The sequence below is a fragment of the Coprococcus sp. HPP0074 genome, assembly GCF_964238105.1.
Lineage (GTDB): Bacteria > Bacillota > Clostridia > Lachnospirales > Lachnospiraceae > Faecalimonas > Faecalimonas umbilicata.
This window is the reverse complement of the sequence record NZ_CAXSKS010000005.1, coordinates 120388-139012: the sequence shown is the minus strand read 5'-3', so window position 1 is coordinate 139012 and position 18625 is coordinate 120388. Positions and strand designations below refer to the sequence as shown.

Here is an 18625-nt window from a genome sequence, read left to right as displayed (position 1 = left end):
AAAATATCTCTGATGCAACAAAAAAACTTCAGCAAGAACTCTTTTGCCCTGTCCTTCTTCTAAGATTCGACAGATTCAAATTGGTTCTTTGCTGAAGTTTTTGTTTGTTTTTTATCGTATTTACTTTTCCACTTGCTCAGATGCACAATCTTTCGGAGATTCTTCCTTCTCCTCTACTTCCTTCTCCTCTATCGACAGGTTTCCTAAAAGAGGCTGTGACACTGGCACCTCATTTTTCATAAAATCCTGCTCTCCGGTCATCGGATTCCCCGAAAAAGACATTTCCCCTTTTTCTGTTTCATTCATGGCTGCTCCAAAAGTACCTGCCATAAACTCTCTCGCCGCAGAATTCTGTGCCTCCTCCTGGTTTCTTGTCATTTTCTCCTGTCGGAACTGATCTTCTTCTTTTTTTGTGCAACGGAAAAAGTAAATTCCGACTGCAATGATTGCTGCTCCTGCCACTCCCTTTGTCAATACATTTCCAATATTCCAAAGAACATCATACATAAATCCCGGCAAAATGACATAGATCAGAGAGGAAATTCCATCCCACAGCAAGGTTGCACCGATCAGAATGATCAGAATCGTAATGATAGAACGGTAAGACTGGAAAAATCCTTTTTTATCGCTTCGAAACTCTTTCGCCAATTCATCCATGTGAAGTAAATATCTGTCTTCTATCATGTAAAATTCTTCCGGGTTCATTGTCTTTAAGTTATGCACATGGAAAAAACTGTAAAACCATATAACCGGCAGTAAAAAAATCGGCCAGCCCATGCCAAGCATTGCAATCAGTGCCACGCTTCCCCAAAATAGAATCATTAGACTGACTCCCTGCTTCTCAAATCCCATATAAAGCTCTCCCGCTCCCGGGATCAAAGAAGCTATCCATGTTAAAAACCCTTTTCTTTGTCTTCTCATACAAATCATTCCTTCCATTTATCTTATTGATTACTTTCTTTTGAACTAACTTTATTATACAAAAAGAACTTTAAGATAGGCGATATGATTTATTAAGATTTTATGAAATTTATCTTCTTGGCACGGCTATACTCTTGTGTTTGCTTTACAGCTATTTTCGATTTCTTTTATACTCCTTTGCCATGCGAATGACCTCTCCATGCAGAAGGATCAACGCTGTCAAGTTCGGAATTGCCATCAACCCGTTAAAAGTATCAGACAGTTCCCAAACAAGCTTCGGTGCAAGAACAGATCCCGGCAGAAGAAGCAATATGTAGATCAGTTTATATGGAAAAACTGCATGTTCTCCAAAAAGATATGCTGCTGTCCGCTCTCCAAAATATGCCCAGCCGATGATGGTCGCAAACGCAAACAGCGCAATGGAGATAGCAAGAAATTTGTCCCCATTTGGAAATACTGTTGCAAAGGCATTTCCCGTCAACGTCGTGCCGTCAATGTTTTCGACTCCATCTGCAATGTTTGAAATGCATCTCTGTGGATCATATACGCCTGAAGTCAGTATTACAAGTGCTGTGATTGTACAGACAACAATCGTATCTATGAACACTTCTGCCATTCCCCACATACCTTGAATCTGCGGACAGCTTACGTCAGAAGCCGCATGTGCCATCACCGAAGATCCAAGTCCGGCCTCATTGGAAAAAACACCGCGGGAAATACCCATTTTCATCGCCATCTTCACACCATATCCAGCAACTCCGCCTCCAACTGCACGCAGCCCAAATGCTTCTCCGAAAATCCATAAAAATGTTTCCGGAATTCTCTCATAATGTATCACAATGACAAGAAGACCTCCCAGAATATAGAATGCCGCCATAAACGGAACGATTTTTTCTGCTACCATCGCGACTCTCTGAACACCACCGAGAATCACAACAGCCACAAGTACCATTAATGCCATTCCTGTAAATTGCTCCGGAATTTTCAATGTAGTTTTCAGCCCTTTTGCAATCGCATTAGCCTGTGTCATATTTCCCATTCCAAAAGAGGCGCAAAGACAAAATATAGAAAAGAAAACCGCAAGCCACTTCGCCCCCAGTCCCCGCTCCATATAGACCATCGCACCCCCAACCCATGCACCTTCGGAGTTTTTGTAACGATATTTGATCCCGAGCACATTTTCTGCATAGATTGTCATCATCCCGAGGAATGCAGACACCCACATCCAGAAGACTGCTCCCGGGCCTCCGGTCACAATTGCTGTGGCAACTCCGGTAATATTCCCCGTGCCAAGCGTTGCTGCTAACGCCGTACAAAACGATTGAAATTGTGAAATAGACTGATGATCCTGCGCCTTTCTGACTCTCCGGTCACGAAACAATGCACCAAGTGTATCCCCCATCCAGACTTTCCAACCCTTAAACTGAAAGAAACCGGTTCGCAGTGTAAAAAGCATTCCGGCGCCAAGGAAAATAACCAGCATCCCCCGCCCCCATACGAACGCATTTACCACACTGTTGATTTGTCCTATTTTCTCTAGCATAACTCCTCCCATATTTCAAATTTCGATGCAAAGCGAACCTTTCGCTCTGTCCGTACTATCAAATATATGAGAAATTTTTCTGTTTATTAGTTTTCCCGCAAAATCATTTGCCCTTTTTTCGATCTCATAGTACAATACCACTATGCAAAGGAGCGTGACACAAATGACAGAACACGATATTCAACTTTTAAAATCACATTTTACTTTCTGGGACAAACTATCCCCTCATCAAAAAGATATTCTAATTGGAGGAACGACTGCTGTCTCCTATGAAAGAGGAGATTCTATCCACAGTGCTGACTTAGACTGTGTCGGTGTCCTTCTCATTAAAAAAGGCTCTGTCCGGGTATATATCCTCTCAGAAGATGGGCGGGAAATTACTCTTTATCGGCTGTATGACGGAGACATCTGTATTCTATCAGCTTCCTGCGTTCTTCAGTCAATCACATTCGATGTCCATATCGATGCCGTTTCCGACTGTGAATTTCTTCAGACAAATTCCTGTGCCTTTTCACAGATCATGCAGGAAAATATTTATGTGGAAGCCTTCGCCTACAAGCTGGCATCTGAAAGTTTCTCCGACGTCATGTGGGCAATGCAGCAGGTGCTTTTCATGAGTTTTGACAAACGGCTTGCCCTCTTTCTTTTGGAGGAATCCGCCAACGAACAATCCGACACGATCCACATGACTCACGAGCAGATTGCACGCTTCGTCGGCAGCGCCAGAGAAGTCGTCACCCGGATGCTCAAATATTTCTCCTCCGAAGGATATGTCGAACTTTCTCGCGGAAATGTACACATCACCAACCGCGCCGGTCTGACTTCCCTTACCCTGTAAATACCATTTTTCTAGATCAGGTGTTTCATACGCTTGTAAAACTATTCCCAAAATACAAAAAGGAAATGTCCTGCTTTTTACAGCTATTTAGACATTTCCTTGCTTTATCATATTTTTTGCATCGTTTCTGCTTTCGTTCTCCTAGCACTTATGCATGGATCATTTCCAGTAACTCTTCTTTTGTCTTTGCCCCGAGCTCTTGTTTTGCAATCTTACCATCTTTGAATAAGATCAGTGTCGGAATGGACATTACGCGGTATTCCTTTGCAATTTTCATCTGCTCATCTACATTGACTTTACAGATTTTTACATCTGTCACTTCTTCTGCCAGTTCCTCAATGATCGGCAGTACCATCTGGCAAGGTCCACACCATGGTGCCCAAAAATCTACTAAAACTGGTTCCTTTGCCTCTAATACTTCTTTTTGAAATGTTTCGCTTGTTAATTGAATTGCTGCCATTTTTCTTCCATCCTTTCTATTCCTGCAATGATTTATGGTCTGCCTGACATTCATCAGGTCTTTTTCCATTTCCTTTGTTATCTCTTATTATACTCATGATTGACAGAAACTCTGTGAGTTAGTCACAGTTTCTGCAATTTTTCTTACCAGCTTTTATCAGCAAAAAATCAGGTTTATGAAAAAGATCTGCATAATCCGGATATTTTTCCAGAATTTCAATTGTCGGCAGCGGCTCTATCACGCTTTCTATAGAAAATCCTTCTTGAATCAATGTGTTGAGCATTGTTGAAAATGTTCTGTGATATTTCTTGACGCCGTCGACAAACCATGTCGTTTCTCTTTCTCCCTCTACTCCATAATCCATAAGATTTAAATATAGCTTTTTCCCGTTTTCATCTTTGGTCCATCTGTCACCCGACGAAAAACAAGTAGTCAACGGATGCTCCTGCGAAAACACAAATATGCCTCCATCCTTCAACAGTTGATACACATCCCTGACAACCGCCTCATAATTTTCAACATAGTGCATCGCAAGAGAGCTGATTACGATATCAAACTTTTTATGCAATTTTGATATTTCTTCGATAGGCATATGGATATAGGAAATAGAAGGATGTCCATTCTCTGCTTCTGCAACCTCCAACATCTTTTTGGAAATATCAATTCCTACAACCGTTGCTGCACCTAATTCCACAAATTTTGTACAGTGCTCCCCAAAACCGCAACCCATATCCAATATTGTTTTTCCATTTAAATCAGGTAATAATGCAAACAATTCGGGAATCTCAAACAAGGTATTGGCATTTATTTCGTTCTGTCTTATCTTTTTGTAACCTTCAAAAAAACATTCGTCATCATAAATATTTTGCCTTGCCATCTCTTTTCCCCTTGCTAAACTTTTCTTTTTGCCATCTTTAGCATATCATATTTTTTAATACTTGACATCCTCTTCTTGCGCTGTTTCGTTTTTCCACTTCTTATAATTATACGCAGCCTGAATAAAAACCGGCAGAAAAAGAATCACGCCAATAATCCTTGCATAGGAATATGCCGGAAACGCTTTATAAAATGCGATGTTTATCATTATCAATACAGGTATCATCCATAATGTTCTGATTAATTTTCGTCTATAACTCAATTTCCAATAACAAAATTCAACCCCTTTGTCTACTTTTTCACTCATATCATATCTTCTTGCAAGAAAAAAAGAAAGGGCCAATCCAATGATCATACTAATTATCATTATCAAGAACATATTACCATCCTCCGATTTCTACTTCTATTACGATAATTTTACCATTTTAGATCACTGTTACAAGTTAAATGTAAGTAAAGATTTTAGAAAATTATTCTTCTACTGTAAAAATTTCTTCAATCGTAACATGGAATGTCTTTGCGATATTCCATGCCAAAACCAATGATGGATTGTATTTTCCCTTTTCAAGGTTTCCTATAGTTTCTCGGCGTACACCTACTTTTGCAGCCAATTCTTCCTGTTTCATATCAAATCTTGCTCTATACTCTTTAATTCTGTTTTTAATCATCGGATACACCACACCTATCTTTCCAATCAAAATAAGCAGTAACAAAGCAGAAGACAATTATGGAAAACCCAAATCCCAAACCAATCCCTTTTACAAGCGCGACATTAGAATTATGCTCTATGATTGCATAATAGAACGTGACAATGGCTGTTATTACTAATTCAGAGAAAAACGCCCACGCAGCAGCTTTTCTCATATTTTGAACAAACATTTCATCTGTTTCCACAAAGAAATATTCAAAAAATAAGGCAAAACCTAAAAACGGGAAAAACATAGGATTATCTGTCCAAAATCCCAGCAAGCCAATGAGAGAGAAAAAACCTAAAAAGCCATACCTACACTTCATAATAGACCTCCTTCTATGTGGTATATTTAACACTTTATGTTATAAATATACCACTTTTCATGTTTGAAGTCAAGAATGCACACTACATCTCTCTCAACCTTTTAGAAACTATGAAACTACAGAGAAATGCTCCTGCTACAATAATAAAGCAAACGATTGTACACCATACAGGCACTCTCATATCTAATTGTACTCGTAGCAAAATCGTGATTGCTAAAAATACAGCTCCCACAATTTGTATAAAGTCTAATATCCTTTTTTGAAGTACCTGCAAATGCTTTTTATCTTTTATTCTTTCAGATTTCCATATTCCATAATTTACTTGAAGATCCTTTACATCTTCATCAGATATAAGTTCGTCCACACTTACGTCTAGTTCTAATGCCAGTTTTTTTGCTGTAATCAAATCCGGACATCTTGAACCTTTTTCCCAGCGACAAACTGTCTGCCTTGAAACATATAACTTATCTGCAAGTTGTTGCTGAGTAAGATTTTTTTCTTCTCTGAATTTTTTGATGTTATCATTTAACGCCATACTCCATACCTCTCTTTCATTCTCATCATATAACGATAAAATCCAAAATAAAAGTGCCAGTATGTATTTCCCTTGTTTCCATTTTGGTAACATCCATTTCACAAACCTGTTACGCTATTTTGCAGTATTCTACAGCAGTGCTATACAAGCTCACTAGACTAGCTCGTTTGCTTGACAGGCATATGCCCTATAGATACCAAAAAAGATGGCCTTATTCCTATAAACAGGATAAGTCCATCTTTTCCGTTATCTGCACTGCCTACTTCTGCACAATATTTATATCTACTCGAAAATGTTGATTTTACGCTGTTTTTCGCTATCTATCTTATGATTTACTCCATTTTTACTCCAATTTTAAGCCAATATTTTCAGTTCGGCTACTTCTTCTTTTTTCTTTTCTTCTGAAACGTGCGTGTATAAATCGGTTGTCATTGCCAATGTGGAGTGACCTAAGAGTTTCTGCACTACCTGTTGGTCTACTCCGTTTTCATAACACCTTGTAGCGTATGTATGTCGCAGAGTGTGACAGGTAAACAGTTCAAATATCTTCGGCTCTCTGTTTTCTTCCTTTGCCAGTTCAATCTCTATTACATTGATTTTTGCCACATAGTCTTTGATTGCACTATTGACGTTATAATAGTAAACTGGCGAACCATCTGAACAGGTAAATACCAAATTTTGAAATTCTTTGTGTTGTTTCCATATCGAGCGTTTCCACATCTTCTGCTCTGTCTGCTTTATCTTCTGATTTTGCAAAATCTCATACACTTCATCTGTCATAGGAATTACACGATTACTGGATATGGTTTTTGCAGTCGTATAGAAAAACTTTGAACCCTCAACAGGACTGGAAGCCTTTGAATAATGGATTGTCTTATTGATTATAATTTCTCTTTTTTCAAAATCACAATCTTCCCATTTTAGTCCAAGCACTTCTCCAATTCGACAACCTGTTGTCACAGCAAATTTCAGAACATTGATGTGTATATAAGAAGAAGCAAATGCAAAGAATTTCTCCTGTTCTTCTCTTGTTAATACACGTCTTTCTTTTTTCACTTCTTTTGGCATTTCCACACCGATACAGGGATTTTTTCTAATGTATTCACTCAATACGGCTTTATCAAACATATCGCTTAACATAAATCTAATATTTGATACCGTTCCATGTGCAAGACCGCTGTCTATCAAGTCATTCAAAAACTTTTGAACGTGATATGTTTTAATATCCTGCAAATACATCTTTCCGATAGAGTTCTTCACTCTTGAATTGTAGTAACTGTGGTTTTTATATATTGTAGTCATTTTGACTGTTTTCTTCTTATACAATTCCGTCCACGTTACATACCATGCGTTTAGAGTGATATTTTCGCCATTGCCATTCAATCCATGTTCATCTTCATAAACCGCTTCTCGCAACTTCCGTTTTAATTCATTCAGTTTAAAATCATAAAGCGTTTTACGTTTTCCTGTTTTGCTTGTAAATCTTGCAATATAGCGTCCGTCTGCTCTCTGTGAAATTCCCTTACCGAGTTCTTTTCCTTTTAAATCTTTACCCATACCAACTTTCCTTTCTTCTACTGAAAGAAATATGGTAAAGTAAATATTTCAATTTTCATTATATCCACACCCCATTTTCTTTTCAAGCCCTTTTGCATTGATATTCCAGCCATTCATCAAGTAATTTCTTATTTGCATACAACCGATTACCAATGCGTACTGTAAATCTATTTTTCGGATTGTTCAACAGTTCTCTTGCCTTTGTTTTCCCAATCCCCATATACTCACAAAATTCATTTATATTTAGTAATGCTTTCTCGATACGATTACCCCCTTTCGTCTAATTTTCTTGCTTTTATATAATCATCATACAACTGCTTCTGTGTGATATTCATTTCTCCATTTGCTACGAGATTACCGATATAATCTCTCTGCTCTATCTTCCCAACCTCTGCAAACAGCTTCAAAGACGGGGCAACATACTTTTCCAACCACTCCCATACCTTTTGCAGACTTTTCTTCTGTGGTTGCATGGTAAGTTTCACCTTGCCTATATCTTTCATCAGTTCCGCCCACGCTTGATAGGTTGGATAAAGCCTTTTTCGTGTTGTCATGCTGTCTGTCGGCTTTTCTAAAAATCGTATTTTGCTGTTCAACACTTCCATTGCCAGTCCTGCCACATCTCTATATCTCAATAATTCCTGTACTACACTTACTGCCATTTCCTGCCGAAATCTCAACTCATATCTATTCCAATTTTCGTCTAATTCTGTTCCATACTTTTTATTCTGTTCATATCCCTTTTCATAAAAGACCAATCTCAAATTACTGGCTGAACTGCCGAGATAAAGACTACCACCTTTACTCTGAAACACTTCTTCTTTCAGTTCTCCCGAGTCGTGAAAATCTATCTCCCTTAGTTTTGTGGAAAGCAATCCCTCTTTTGTCCGTACAATCAAATCGGGAATACTCAAATACGGTTTTCTGTCGTCGATCGCCAAATCAATCCGAGGAACATTGATATGATACTGGCAAACTCTGTTTAAGAAATCAAACCATGTTTCCTCATTGAGTTGTAAAAAATTCTCATAGTTGCGACAGCCTTTCCCACTCATCAAAATCTGAAAGCCCTGATACTGTGCGTTTCCTGTCGGCTTTAGCACCTTGATATTATCGAAGATTGCCACAACCTCATGTCCTGCAATCCCCTTTTCATAGCCCGTTACGGTCATAAGTTCCAAAGGTATTCTCAGTACATCTTCTATAACTGCTTCTAACGGAACTTCCTTAACGGTTATCTGACACCAGTCTATCAAGGCACTTAATTCTTCTTTCTGTCGTATTACTCCCCTGTTAGTGTAGGGGAGTTCTGGAAGAAAACTTCCGCTTCTTTCTTCCAAATTTATCAAACCTCCTTATCTGCAATGGCGTTGCCATTGCCCTGCCCTCAACCTGCCGTTTGGTACGTCAGAACGAGGACAGGAACTTTGACCGCCTACATATTTTTGTTTGGAACTGGGCGGATACCCTTACAGGTAATCTTCTCCACTAATACAGGAAAGTTTCCTCTCTGCACATAAGGAGCATATACTGGTTCTTCCAGTTCCACCACCGCATAAGGCTCAATCTTCGGAAGTTCCGTTGCTTCCAAGCGAATATCCACGCTGTTCCCAAGCTTCATGCTTCCAAGATGAAGTTTTAAGGCTTCCACTTCCTCTGTTTTCTTCTTACTGTCTTTATCATAGCGGTAACAGTTATCCGCACCCATAAAACGAAGTTCTCCAAACGCTTCTTTTACCTGTTCTTTTGTCAATGTAATCTGCATACACGTTCCTTTCTCCCCGTTGAACCGATAGGTCAGCTTCTCATATTTTCATTTTCTTATTACGACGCCGTTTTTAGTTCAGTTATTCCTGAACTTAATTGTATATTAGCACAGACACATACGTTTCGCAATATAAAGTTTAGTTTTTTATAAACTTTTTGTTTTCTTTTTTCTGAACTTGTGGTATAGTGTCCTTAGACGATAAAATACGAAAAGTTATAACGAGATATGGAAAGAGAGGGTTTTCAGATGAATACAATCGCAGAACGGATTAAATTTGCCATGAAAGCAAAAAATAAAAAACAGGTGGATATAGTCAAAGATACAGGTATCAGCAAAGGGGCGTTCAGTTCTTATCTTTCGGGACAGTACAACCCGAAAGCCGATAAAATGGAACTGATTGCTGACTCTTTAGATGTAGATTTGCGTTGGCTTTACGGGGAAAATGTGCCTATGGAAAATACTCAAAGAAATAATACTGCCCTGCAATACGTCTTTTACAACAACTCCTGCTCCGAGTATCTTCTTGATGATTTAGATGATATGTATATCGCAATGAAAACACAGTATTCCGCCCTCATTCCACGCTTTTATGTCCTTGTCAACCGAAGCGAAAATGAAGTACACATACTGCCTTTATTTTTAAGAGAAGATAGTTCCGAGTTCTACGAATGTCCGTCTGATTTTTTCCATGCAGACAGGCACAGCGTTTTTACAAGAGATTTTGACAGTATCAATGTGGAACTTTCAACTGCCACCGTCTATTATTATGGAATTGATGCAAAGACTTATGAACCGAAAGTTACCACGTTGTCCTACTTACAAGCTGACGACTGCTTTTATATCGACAATGGAATACAGAGCGGTCACATAAAAGCATTTGAAAAAGAACTGGTAAAAGAAGCACTTTACTTAAAGCATAACGCCCAGTAACAGACAAGAGGACTTGCAAGGTTTCTGACCTTACAAGTCCTCTGCTGTATCATGATGCTGTTGGCTGTGTCCGTTCCGTCAAGGACTGCCCTACGGCGTATCGGCTTCGCCTTGTTCCTTGACTTCACTACAATTACTATCTCATAGTAATTGCCACAGGTTCTAATTCAAACAGTCCGTTAATCGCATTATATTCTCCCACTTTTGCAATAACATGAATATTAAGTCCTACTCCAAATGTTTCCGGAACATTATTTCCAACTAAATTTAAATCCCCATAACTCACATCATGGAATTGAAAATTCGGACCACTAACAGAAGTGGTGCTATAATCTCCTGCATGAATTAAATAATTAAATCTTGTTTTATAATCTTCATTTCTACTAACATCAGCAGTATGGGCATCAAATTCTATCATCTCTCCTGCATATTTATTTGCAAACTCCTGTATCTTCGAATCAAACTCATCTTTGCTTGATAAAATGTATGCCAATTCACTATTATTCTCAATCGTAATAGTTTCTCCTCTCTCTGCTTCTGCCAATCCCTCAATCTCGCAATATGTTATTACCACTTTTGCACTTGGTGGAAATCTATCGCCCTCTTCAAAACTATTACCATCAATTTTTACATCTGATACCTCCCCATGTTCATTTGATGAAAATATACTTGAATCAGTTTCTAATTCAATATTTGTAAATCCCATACTTTTAAACTCATTTTCCACATCTTGACAATTCATTCCCTCATAGTAGTAAACATTTTGAGACATTTTAATATCAGCTTGCGTATGATATTCAATGATAACTTTTATATCAGCCATAAATTTATCATCTATTGTAAATGATGAAACATCTCCTATTTTAATTGTAGATACAATATTTTTTTCATTCAACTTATCTTCTGTTAAATCTTTGATAACTTTCTTCTCTATATTTGTAAATCCAGCTTCTTCAAATGCTTGCTTTATTTCTTTATATTTTTTATCTCCCAATTCGTCTGTACTTATCGGTGGATTAACTTCTTGCATTTGTTCTATTTTAATTTGATCACCTTTACAATACAATTTACATTTTAATTTCATATCTTCTGTAACATCAAATTTTATTGTTCCGTCAATAGTATTATCCTCTTCATTCTCCACTCGAAAAACATACTCTCCTTTTTCTAGTTCAACAGAATATTTTTCTGTTTTACCATGTTCAAGAATTCCCAGTTCAGTATCATTAACCAATACTCTGACATCATACTTACTGAGCAATAAATTCTCATTACATTCTACTTCCAATTCAACATTGTATTTAAGAGCCTCTACCTTTTCCTCTACTTTTTCTTTTGCTTTTTCCTTATTGCCACATGAAATTAAAAACATTCCACACATCATTACCAATAACGCTACGTACCATTTTTTCATCTGTATTTCCCCCTATAATTTAAATTTAGCTGTTGTTCCTCAAATACCGAATCAATATCCATTTTAATCACAAACCGCCTGTAATCAAAACCAAAATGAAATTTAACAGAATTCCCATAAATCCTTTCTTTTTCTACTGCTCATCTTTCTACCTCTCAATCCTTTTATTCTTGACAAAACATTTCTTTATAGCGAAACATTTCCTTATTACGAAATATTATACTCGGAATAATAAGTAAAAGCAAGAATGATTTCCTTATTGCGAAATATATATATTGAGGTTTATAATACTATGCAAAAAATCCGTCCTGATATGGATATAGGACAAAATATCCAATATCTCAGAAAAAAATCTGGTCTTACACAAGACCAGACTATCGCACAATTACAACTTCTTGGAATTGAAATTTCCAAAAGTACTTATGCCAAAATTGAAACAAACCGTATGAACATAAAAGTCAGCGAATTGGTCGCTTTATGTAAAATTTTTCACGCCGATATTTCTGATTTTTTTGAAAAACTTTTATAATTTGCCCTACTTAGTACTCGACTTCTTTGTTCTCCCTTGCTATTGAACATTCTTCCGTACTACTTGCTCCAATTTCATTATTAAATGTTTTAAGGATAATTTTCTTTTCTTCTTCATGCTTTTCATTCTCTTTCTTTCTTAAATACAATCCCATAATGCTTGTTACACTAATTCCTAGAACAAGACCACCCATTCCATATTTTCCTTTTGCGGATTGAACGCTGTTCCGTTTATCTTCTTTAAAAACCTCTATTATTCTCATCATACCTTCTGCCATAGAACCATTTTCTCCACCCCCAAGCATTTTCAACGCATGGGTAATGTAATTTGCCGATTTTCCTTTACACTGCTGTAAAATATTCTCAAATTCATTCGTAAATTCTATCATTTTCAATATCTCCTTAGTTTTTTGTTTTATTTTACACCCTAAATGTCAAAAAATCTAATCACAAGCCGAGATATTTAACTATTTTTCAAGAAAAAAACTGCTTTTTTTCTCTAAATACAGTGTTGCATATTTATTGTCTAATTCAAACAGATTTATCATAAATTCCTCCCCTATTAAAATATTCATATCTTGATTATTGTCATTTTCTACCATTCCTATAATATATCTGAGTGCAAGATAATAGTCCCCTAACTGTGACCATTCAGGAATTTCCTTTAAAATGCGAATTCCTTCCATTACGAAATCATTATATTTTTCTATGAATTCCTTTTTTATAGGATTATTTACAATTTCTTCTCTCAAAAAATATTTTTTTAATACCTGTTTCGATATTCGCCTTTGTTTATATATCTCTTTCCCAACCTCTTCTTCCTCTTCTCCTGTGAATTGAGGTGCATAAAATACTAATATAACTCCCAATGTATTAGCAATCGATTTTAATGTTTGAAACTTTCTGTATGATTGAAGAAACAAGTCTATACATTCTTCATATTTTTTTATTGATATAACCTTATTTTTTTTAAAATCCTCCCGAATACTATTTAGACATTTACACCCCTTTTGAAAATAAACATCTTCCATTGTTTCAGAAACCAAAAATTTAGGGAAAATTATATCTAAAAATTCAAATATAAAATCTATATCAACATCTAAATTATAAACCATTATATTAGACAAATCTTCTTTTACAAATTTCTCAATAGGTATTCTAAAATAATTTGCTAACAATTGTACATATTCATAATTTAAACTTCTCTTTCCAGTTTCATATTGCGAAACACTATGCTGTTCAACTTTTAACACTTTGGAAAGTTCTGTCTGCGTAACACCATAAAACCTCCTCATATACTTTATATTTTTTCTTACAATTTCTGCATCATATACCATATCTATATACTTTTTCTCAAATTTTGAATATATTACAAGTTACAAAAACAACGCAGACAATATCTCTACCATCTGCGTCATTCCTTTAATGTCTCCTTGAAATATTTACTCCATTTTCTTTCAATCTTTACTCCAAATTTACTCCATTTTAAAAATCTGTTACGATATTTTACGGTATTCTATGATACCTTTTCTTTGAAGAAAAATGTCTGTAACCCTTGATTTCAAGCGAACTTTTCAATATTTCCAAGCACTTTATTCTGTTGTGAGAATTTCTTCTCAATTATTTCTGCACAATATTAATAATTCTTCCCGGAACGTAAATCTCTTTTACGATCATTCCTGTCAGTTTATCTGCCACTGCTTCTTTTCCTTTTGCAATTGCATCTTCTTTAGATACATCTGCCGCAAGTGTCACGACAGCTCTTGTCTTTCCGTTGATCTGTACAGCGATTTCGACCTCGTCGTCTTTCATCGCCTCTTCATCATAAGTCGGCCATCCCGCATTGAATACGGTTCCTTCGTGTCCGAGCTGCTGCCATAACTCTTCTGCCATATGCGGAGCAAACGGAGCAAGCAGTACTGCCAGTGTGCTTAATGTTTCTTTATCCACGCCGCCTGCTTTTTTTGCAATCTCATTCAGCTTATTGTTGTACTCCATAAATCCTGAAATAACTGTGTTTAAGCTAAAGCTTTCCAAACGTGTTGTAATATCATATACCATTTTATTACGGATCTTGATCATCTCTTTTGTTGCGCTGACATTTTTGTCTTTGCTGTCCATAACGAGATTCCATACTTTATTTAAGAAACGGTAAACACCATCGATTCCTCTGTCATCCCACTCTGCATCTAATTCCGGTGGACCTACGAATAATTCATACATTCTCAGAGAGTCACAGCCGTAATCTCTTACAAGATCATCCGGAGATACGACGTTTCCTTTTGATTTACTCATCTTGATTCCGTTTTTACCAGTGATCATTCCCTGATTGAATAATTTCTTGAATGGCTCATCAAAATCAATTGCCCCAATATCACAGAGGAATTTTGTGTAGAAACGAGAGTACAATAAATGAAGTACCGCGTGTTCTACTCCTCCAATATACATATCTACCGGAAGCATCTCATCTGCTTTTTCTCTTGATACAAGTGCTTCGGAATTATGGCTGTCCACATAGCGGAGGAAATACCAGGAAGATCCAGCCCACTGTGGCATTGTGTTTGTCTCACGTTTTGCAGGTTTTCCACAAACTGGACAAGTTGTATTTACCCAGCTTTCAATTCCTGCAAGCGGAGATTCTCCTGTTCCGGTCGGCTCATAAGAATCTACTTCCGGAAGTGTCAGAGGAAGCTGCTCTTCCGGTACTGGAACTGCTCCACAATCCGGGCAGTGTACAATCGGAATTGGTTCTCCCCAGTAACGCTGGCGCGAGAATACCCAGTCACGCAGTTTATAGTTGACAGTTGCCTTTCCAAATCCACGTTCTTCGATGATATGCGGCGCTTCTTTTTTCAAAACAGCTGATTCCATTCCGTTCCACTCACCAGAATTGATCATCGTTCCTGCTGCCTCTGTATAGGCCTCTGTCATATTTTCAATTTCTTTTCCATCTTTTGCAATTACCTGTACGATTGGAAGATCGAATTTCTTTGCAAATGCAAAGTCACGATCATCGTGAGCCGGCACACACATGATTGCTCCGGTACCATAGTCTGCGAGAACATAATCAGAGAGCCAAATTGGTGTCTTTGCTCCATTTAATGGGTTGATCGCATAAGATCCTGTAAACACTCCTGTCTTTTCCTTATCCTGAAGTCTGTCTACATTCGACTTCATAGAAGCATCATAGATATACTGTTCTACCGCTTCTCTTGTCTCGTCTGTGGCAAGACTCTTAGCAAGCGCATGCTCCGGTGCAAGTACCATAAATGTCGCGCCGTGAAGAGTATCCGGTCTTGTCGTATAGACAGTGATCTTATCTTCTCTTCCTTCTACCTGGAAATCAACTTCTGCACCGTAAGATTTTCCGATCCAGTCTGCCTGCATCTTCTTTACCTTCTCCGGCCAGTCTAATTTATCGAGATCTGCAAGAAGCCTCTCTGCGTATTTTGTGATCCGAAGCATCCACTGACGAAGATTTTTCTTTGTCACTTCTGTTCCGCAGCGCTCACATTTACCATTTACTACTTCTTCATTCGCAAGACCTGTCTTGCAGGAAGGGCACCAGTTGATCGGGAATTCCTTCTCGTATGCCAGTCCTTCTTTGAACATTTTTACAAAGATCCATTGTGTCCATTTATAAAATTCTGGATCAGTTGTATTGACTTCCATATCCCAGTCATAGAGAGCTGCGATCTCATTGATCTGTCTCTTAATATTTTTTACATTCTCAGCAGTAGAAATCGATGGATGCACACCCATCTTGATTGCATAGTTTTCTGCCGGAAGTCCAAATGCATCCCATCCCATTGGATGTACAATATAGTATTTCTGTAATAACTTATATCTGCTCCATACATCAGAGATTACGTATCCTCTCCAGTGTCCGACATGGAGACCATTTCCTGATGGATATGGGAACATATCGAGACAATAATATTTCTCTCTCTTTCCATTTTCATCTTCTTTTACGTTCACTGGATGCTTTTCCCAGTTTTCACGCCATTTTTTTTCAATCGCCTTATGATTATAAGGTACTGCCATTCTTTTTTCCTCCTTTTTCTCCAAGAATTCCCTCTGCGGAAATCAATTTCCTATGCAATAAAAAAAACCTCTCATCTCATCAAGAGACGAAAAGGCTGATTTCCGTGGTACCACTCTTATTCATACAGCATCTCACTGTACGCACTCATTGCTTCTGTAACGGGAAGTCCCGCCTCTATCTACTTCCATACAGTGTATTCTGTATCTCTCGTTCAATAGAAGGGCTCCAAGGTGAGTTCGGAGATTACGCTGCTGCCTCACACCTGCCGGCAGCTCTCTGAAAACGATAGGCTCTTACTACTCCTCTTCTTTGCCATTGTCTGATTCAATCTGTCATCACAATTTCAATGATATTTCTATTTTATCATACGAAGACTATTTGTCAAGGCATTGGGAAAAGCTGTATTTTTTTGTAAATTTCGCATAAATTTTTATATTTTATTGCCATTTTCTTATAATTAGTGTATAATACATTACATAATCGACAGAACGAAAAAACATTATAAAGGAGATAGTGCCATGGTAAATTTATTAACAGGCCCTAAAGGGAGCGGCAAAACACAACAGATGATCGAATTAGCAAATGAGACAGTAAAGCAGTGTGACGGCAATGTAACGTTTATCAAGAACAGTCACAACGATACATACAGTTTATCTTTTGATATCAGAGTAATCTGTATGGATGACTATCCTTCCATCAAGAACATTGACGACTACACTGGATTTATCTATGGAATGCTTAGTGCTAACCATGATATTCAGGCTATTTTTATCGATGGTATTTTAAAACATGCCAATATTTCTTCTGAGAATATGCCTCGCTTCATTGAACGGTTGAAAAATATCTCTAAGAGACATGATGTGAATTTCTATTTAAGTATCAGTGCAGAGAAAGACCAGTTAAACGGAATTGACTTGACTGACTGTGCACTTCTTAATTAAAACAACGAAGCAATTCAAATGGAAAAGTTAATAGTTCACAATTTCCATTACGTTTAAAAGCCTTGCAGTAATTGCTACCGCAAGGCTTTTCTCTTATCTTTTTTCTATTTTCGTATACTCTATTTTCTTTCAAATGCAAGCTCGATCAGCTCTGTCACAAGCTCTGTCGTATCGATTCCTTTTTCTCTCCAAAGCATTGGGTACATGCTGATATTCGTAAATCCAGGCAATGTATTGATCTCATTGAAAATCACTTCATTTGTACCATGTTCCAGGAAGAAATCCACTCTGGAAAGTCCAAAGCCATCTACCGCTTTGAAAATTGCAACAGCATCTTCTCTCACCTTTTCCAATGCTCCTTCTGGCAGTTCCGGATGAGTATCTGTCTTAGAATCCGGATTATTGTACTTTGCTTCATAAGTGTAGAACGTATCTGCTGCCTTAATTTCACCGACGTCAGATGCTTTCACATTCTTTCCACCAAGCACGGCACATTCAATCTCACGCCCTTTAATCGTCTCTTCTACAAGAATCTTTGTATCATGCTTTGCCGCTTCAAGCAATGCTGCCTGTAATTCTTCTCTGTCTTTTGCCTGATTGACTCCCTGAGAAGACCCTGCTTTGGACGGCTTTACAAATACCGGATACGGAAGCATTTCCTCCACCTTGTCAAGCGCCTTGTCGATCTCCTCAAGCTCATATGCATGGATTCCAACAAATTTTGCCTGACGGATTCCAAGATGATCTACAATGATCTTCGTGTAAAGTTTATCCATGGATACCGCTGATGCAAGTACCCCACATCCGACATAAGGGATTTTCGCAAGTTCAAACAATCCCTGGATGGTTCCATCTTCACCGTACATTCCGTGAAGAACTGGAAAGATCACATCTACCTGGATCTTCTCCACAGTATCCCCCAACACGAGAATTCCATGTTCTCCGGCATCCGGTGAAAGAATTGCCCGCTTCCCGTTTTCACGCCAGGTATCATTTCTAATTGCTTCTGTATCTTCCACTTCCAGCCAGCATCCCTCTTTTGTGATCCCGATTAAAACCGGCTCATATTTTGTCCGGTCAATATGCGAGATCACTGTAACTGCTGACTTACAGGAAACTTCATGCTCAGAGGATTGCCCTCCAAAGATTACCGCTACTCTCTGTTTCTTCTCTCCCATTTTTCCACATCCTTACTTTTCTTTTTTCACTTCTTTCTATTCTATCGGCATTTTCTATAAAATGCATTTCCAAAAAT

General features: G+C 37.8%; 20 protein-coding genes and 1 other annotated feature. Of the genes, 4 read left to right on the top strand and 16 right to left on the bottom strand.

Annotated elements, in window-relative coordinates; all coding sequences use genetic code 11:
• Positions 1 to 120 precede the first annotated feature (120 nt).
• Positions 121 to 921 carry a hypothetical protein gene (locus ACESPO_RS07995; protein WP_336305252.1) on the bottom strand — a complete coding sequence of 267 codons (801 nt, stop codon included), beginning with the start codon at positions 919 to 921 and terminating at the stop codon, positions 121 to 123.
• A 151-nt stretch (positions 922 to 1072) separates the two neighbouring features.
• Entirely contained in the window at positions 1073 to 2464 is a 1392-nt protein-coding gene (locus ACESPO_RS07990) for an alanine/glycine:cation symporter family protein (protein WP_336305251.1), read from the bottom strand.
• A gap of 163 nt (positions 2465 to 2627) precedes the next feature.
• Between ACESPO_RS07990 and ACESPO_RS07985 the strand changes: the two genes are divergently transcribed.
• Entirely contained in the window at positions 2628 to 3302 is a 675-nt protein-coding gene (locus ACESPO_RS07985; RefSeq protein ID WP_016438449.1) for a Crp/Fnr family transcriptional regulator, read from the top strand.
• Between the two features lie 148 nt (positions 3303 to 3450).
• On the opposite strand, the gene trxA is transcribed toward ACESPO_RS07985, so the two are convergent.
• The 9 genes from trxA to ACESPO_RS07940 all read right to left on the bottom strand — a co-directional run bounded on the left by trxA (position 3451) and on the right by ACESPO_RS07940 (position 9509).
• The gene (gene trxA / locus ACESPO_RS07980) at positions 3451 to 3762 is read right to left on the bottom strand and encodes a thioredoxin (protein WP_008975111.1); all 312 of its coding nucleotides are present in this window, start codon (positions 3760 to 3762) and stop codon (positions 3451 to 3453) included.
• A gap of 118 nt (positions 3763 to 3880) precedes the next feature.
• Positions 3881 to 4639, bottom strand: coding sequence for a class I SAM-dependent methyltransferase (locus ACESPO_RS07975; protein ID WP_119988035.1), 759 nt, complete (start codon positions 4637 to 4639; stop codon positions 3881 to 3883).
• Between the two features lie 54 nt (positions 4640 to 4693).
• The gene (locus ACESPO_RS07970) at positions 4694 to 4945 is read right to left on the bottom strand and encodes a hypothetical protein (RefSeq protein ID WP_270456866.1); all 252 of its coding nucleotides are present in this window, start codon (positions 4943 to 4945) and stop codon (positions 4694 to 4696) included.
• Positions 4946 to 5108: 163 nt separating this feature from the next.
• A complete protein-coding gene (locus ACESPO_RS07965) occupies positions 5109 to 5306 on the bottom strand; it encodes a helix-turn-helix transcriptional regulator (protein ID WP_008975109.1) in 198 nt (65 codons plus the stop codon).
• Complete coding sequence (locus ACESPO_RS07960) at positions 5299 to 5652, bottom strand: DUF3796 domain-containing protein (protein WP_008975108.1); 354 nt, start codon at positions 5650 to 5652, stop codon at positions 5299 to 5301. Before ACESPO_RS07960 ends, ACESPO_RS07965 begins: the two co-directional genes overlap by 8 nt.
• 82 nt (positions 5653 to 5734) lie before the next feature.
• Positions 5735 to 6187 carry a helix-turn-helix transcriptional regulator gene (locus ACESPO_RS07955; protein ID WP_009262242.1) on the bottom strand — a complete coding sequence of 151 codons (453 nt, stop codon included), beginning with the start codon at positions 6185 to 6187 and terminating at the stop codon, positions 5735 to 5737.
• Positions 6188 to 6541: 354 nt separating this feature from the next.
• Positions 6542 to 7744: a site-specific integrase gene (locus ACESPO_RS07950; RefSeq protein ID WP_336305249.1), complete on the bottom strand. Its 1203-nt coding sequence runs from the start codon at positions 7742 to 7744 to the stop codon at positions 6542 to 6544.
• Positions 7745 to 8010: 266 nt separating this feature from the next.
• Positions 8011 to 9093 (bottom strand): replication initiation factor domain-containing protein, encoded by a 1083-nt coding sequence (locus ACESPO_RS07945; protein WP_336305248.1) that lies wholly within the window; start codon positions 9091 to 9093, stop codon positions 8011 to 8013.
• Positions 9094 to 9179: 86 nt separating this feature from the next.
• Positions 9180 to 9509: a hypothetical protein gene (locus ACESPO_RS07940; protein ID WP_004613680.1), complete on the bottom strand. Its 330-nt coding sequence runs from the start codon at positions 9507 to 9509 to the stop codon at positions 9180 to 9182.
• Between the two features lie 249 nt (positions 9510 to 9758).
• On the opposite strand from ACESPO_RS07940, the gene ACESPO_RS07935 reads away from it, so the two are divergent.
• The gene (locus tag ACESPO_RS07935; RefSeq protein ID WP_336305247.1) at positions 9759 to 10442 is read left to right on the top strand and encodes a helix-turn-helix domain-containing protein; all 684 of its coding nucleotides are present in this window, start codon (positions 9759 to 9761) and stop codon (positions 10440 to 10442) included.
• A gap of 136 nt (positions 10443 to 10578) precedes the next feature.
• On the opposite strand, the gene ACESPO_RS07930 is transcribed toward ACESPO_RS07935, so the two are convergent.
• Positions 10579 to 11856 (bottom strand): DUF4839 domain-containing protein, encoded by a 1278-nt coding sequence (locus tag ACESPO_RS07930; RefSeq protein WP_336305246.1) that lies wholly within the window; start codon positions 11854 to 11856, stop codon positions 10579 to 10581.
• Between the two features lie 292 nt (positions 11857 to 12148).
• On the opposite strand from ACESPO_RS07930, the gene ACESPO_RS07925 reads away from it, so the two are divergent.
• The gene (locus tag ACESPO_RS07925; protein WP_336305245.1) at positions 12149 to 12385 is read left to right on the top strand and encodes a helix-turn-helix domain-containing protein; all 237 of its coding nucleotides are present in this window, start codon (positions 12149 to 12151) and stop codon (positions 12383 to 12385) included.
• Positions 12386 to 12395: 10 nt separating this feature from the next.
• On the opposite strand, the gene ACESPO_RS07920 is transcribed toward ACESPO_RS07925, so the two are convergent.
• The 3 genes from ACESPO_RS07920 to leuS all read right to left on the bottom strand — a co-directional run bounded on the left by ACESPO_RS07920 (position 12396) and on the right by leuS (position 16428).
• Positions 12396 to 12773, bottom strand: coding sequence for a hypothetical protein (locus tag ACESPO_RS07920; protein ID WP_336305244.1), 378 nt, complete (start codon positions 12771 to 12773; stop codon positions 12396 to 12398).
• 78 nt (positions 12774 to 12851) lie between these two features.
• Positions 12852 to 13721: a helix-turn-helix domain-containing protein gene (locus tag ACESPO_RS07915; RefSeq protein ID WP_336305243.1), complete on the bottom strand. Its 870-nt coding sequence runs from the start codon at positions 13719 to 13721 to the stop codon at positions 12852 to 12854.
• 283 nt (positions 13722 to 14004) lie between these two features.
• The gene (gene leuS, locus ACESPO_RS07910; protein ID WP_016438445.1) at positions 14005 to 16428 is read right to left on the bottom strand and encodes a leucine--tRNA ligase; all 2424 of its coding nucleotides are present in this window, start codon (positions 16426 to 16428) and stop codon (positions 14005 to 14007) included.
• Positions 16429 to 16507: 79 nt separating this feature from the next.
• Positions 16508 to 16748 (bottom strand) — a binding site (T-box leader).
• Positions 16749 to 16947: 199 nt separating this feature from the next.
• Between leuS and ACESPO_RS07905 the strand changes: the two genes are divergently transcribed.
• A complete protein-coding gene (locus ACESPO_RS07905) occupies positions 16948 to 17370 on the top strand; it encodes a hypothetical protein (protein WP_008975105.1) in 423 nt (140 codons plus the stop codon).
• Between the two features lie 119 nt (positions 17371 to 17489).
• Here ACESPO_RS07905 and ACESPO_RS07900 read toward each other — a convergent pair whose 3' ends face one another.
• On the bottom strand, positions 17490 to 18548 hold the full coding sequence (locus tag ACESPO_RS07900) for a D-alanine--D-alanine ligase family protein (RefSeq protein WP_119988032.1): 1059 nt from the start codon (positions 18546 to 18548) through the stop codon (positions 17490 to 17492).
• Positions 18549 to 18625: the final 77 nt, after the last annotated feature.

Excerpts from the sequence above, each read along its gene's own strand:
- ACESPO_RS07900 (WP_119988032.1), bottom strand. The coding sequence starts at position 18,548 with ATGGGAGAGAAGAAACAGAGAGTAGCGGTAATCTTTGGAGGGCAATCC.
- ACESPO_RS07905 (WP_008975105.1), top strand. The coding sequence starts at position 16,948 with ATGGTAAATTTATTAACAGGCCCTAAAGGGAGCGGCAAAACACAACAG.
- ACESPO_RS07935 (WP_336305247.1), top strand. The coding sequence starts at position 9,759 with ATGAATACAATCGCAGAACGGATTAAATTTGCCATGAAAGCAAAAAAT.
- ACESPO_RS07925 (WP_336305245.1), top strand. The coding sequence starts at position 12,149 with ATGCAAAAAATCCGTCCTGATATGGATATAGGACAAAATATCCAATAT.
- ACESPO_RS07985 (WP_016438449.1), top strand. The coding sequence starts at position 2,628 with ATGACAGAACACGATATTCAACTTTTAAAATCACATTTTACTTTCTGG.
- trxA (WP_008975111.1), bottom strand. The coding sequence starts at position 3,762 with ATGGCAGCAATTCAATTAACAAGCGAAACATTTCAAAAAGAAGTATTA.
- ACESPO_RS07915 (WP_336305243.1), bottom strand. The coding sequence starts at position 13,721 with ATGGTATATGATGCAGAAATTGTAAGAAAAAATATAAAGTATATGAGG.
- ACESPO_RS07920 (WP_336305244.1), bottom strand. The coding sequence starts at position 12,773 with ATGATAGAATTTACGAATGAATTTGAGAATATTTTACAGCAGTGTAAA.
- leuS (WP_016438445.1), bottom strand. The coding sequence starts at position 16,428 with ATGGCAGTACCTTATAATCATAAGGCGATTGAAAAAAAATGGCGTGAA.
- ACESPO_RS07955 (WP_009262242.1), bottom strand. The coding sequence starts at position 6,187 with ATGGCGTTAAATGATAACATCAAAAAATTCAGAGAAGAAAAAAATCTT.
- ACESPO_RS07975 (WP_119988035.1), bottom strand. The coding sequence starts at position 4,639 with ATGGCAAGGCAAAATATTTATGATGACGAATGTTTTTTTGAAGGTTAC.
- ACESPO_RS07995 (WP_336305252.1), bottom strand. The coding sequence starts at position 921 with ATGAGAAGACAAAGAAAAGGGTTTTTAACATGGATAGCTTCTTTGATC.
- ACESPO_RS07950 (WP_336305249.1), bottom strand. The coding sequence starts at position 7,744 with ATGGGTAAAGATTTAAAAGGAAAAGAACTCGGTAAGGGAATTTCACAG.
- ACESPO_RS07965 (WP_008975109.1), bottom strand. The coding sequence starts at position 5,306 with ATGATTAAAAACAGAATTAAAGAGTATAGAGCAAGATTTGATATGAAA.
- ACESPO_RS07960 (WP_008975108.1), bottom strand. The coding sequence starts at position 5,652 with ATGAAGTGTAGGTATGGCTTTTTAGGTTTTTTCTCTCTCATTGGCTTG.
- ACESPO_RS07970 (WP_270456866.1), bottom strand. The coding sequence starts at position 4,945 with ATGAGTGAAAAAGTAGACAAAGGGGTTGAATTTTGTTATTGGAAATTG.
- ACESPO_RS07930 (WP_336305246.1), bottom strand. The coding sequence starts at position 11,856 with ATGAAAAAATGGTACGTAGCGTTATTGGTAATGATGTGTGGAATGTTT.
- ACESPO_RS07940 (WP_004613680.1), bottom strand. The coding sequence starts at position 9,509 with ATGCAGATTACATTGACAAAAGAACAGGTAAAAGAAGCGTTTGGAGAA.
- ACESPO_RS07990 (WP_336305251.1), bottom strand. The coding sequence starts at position 2,464 with ATGCTAGAGAAAATAGGACAAATCAACAGTGTGGTAAATGCGTTCGTA.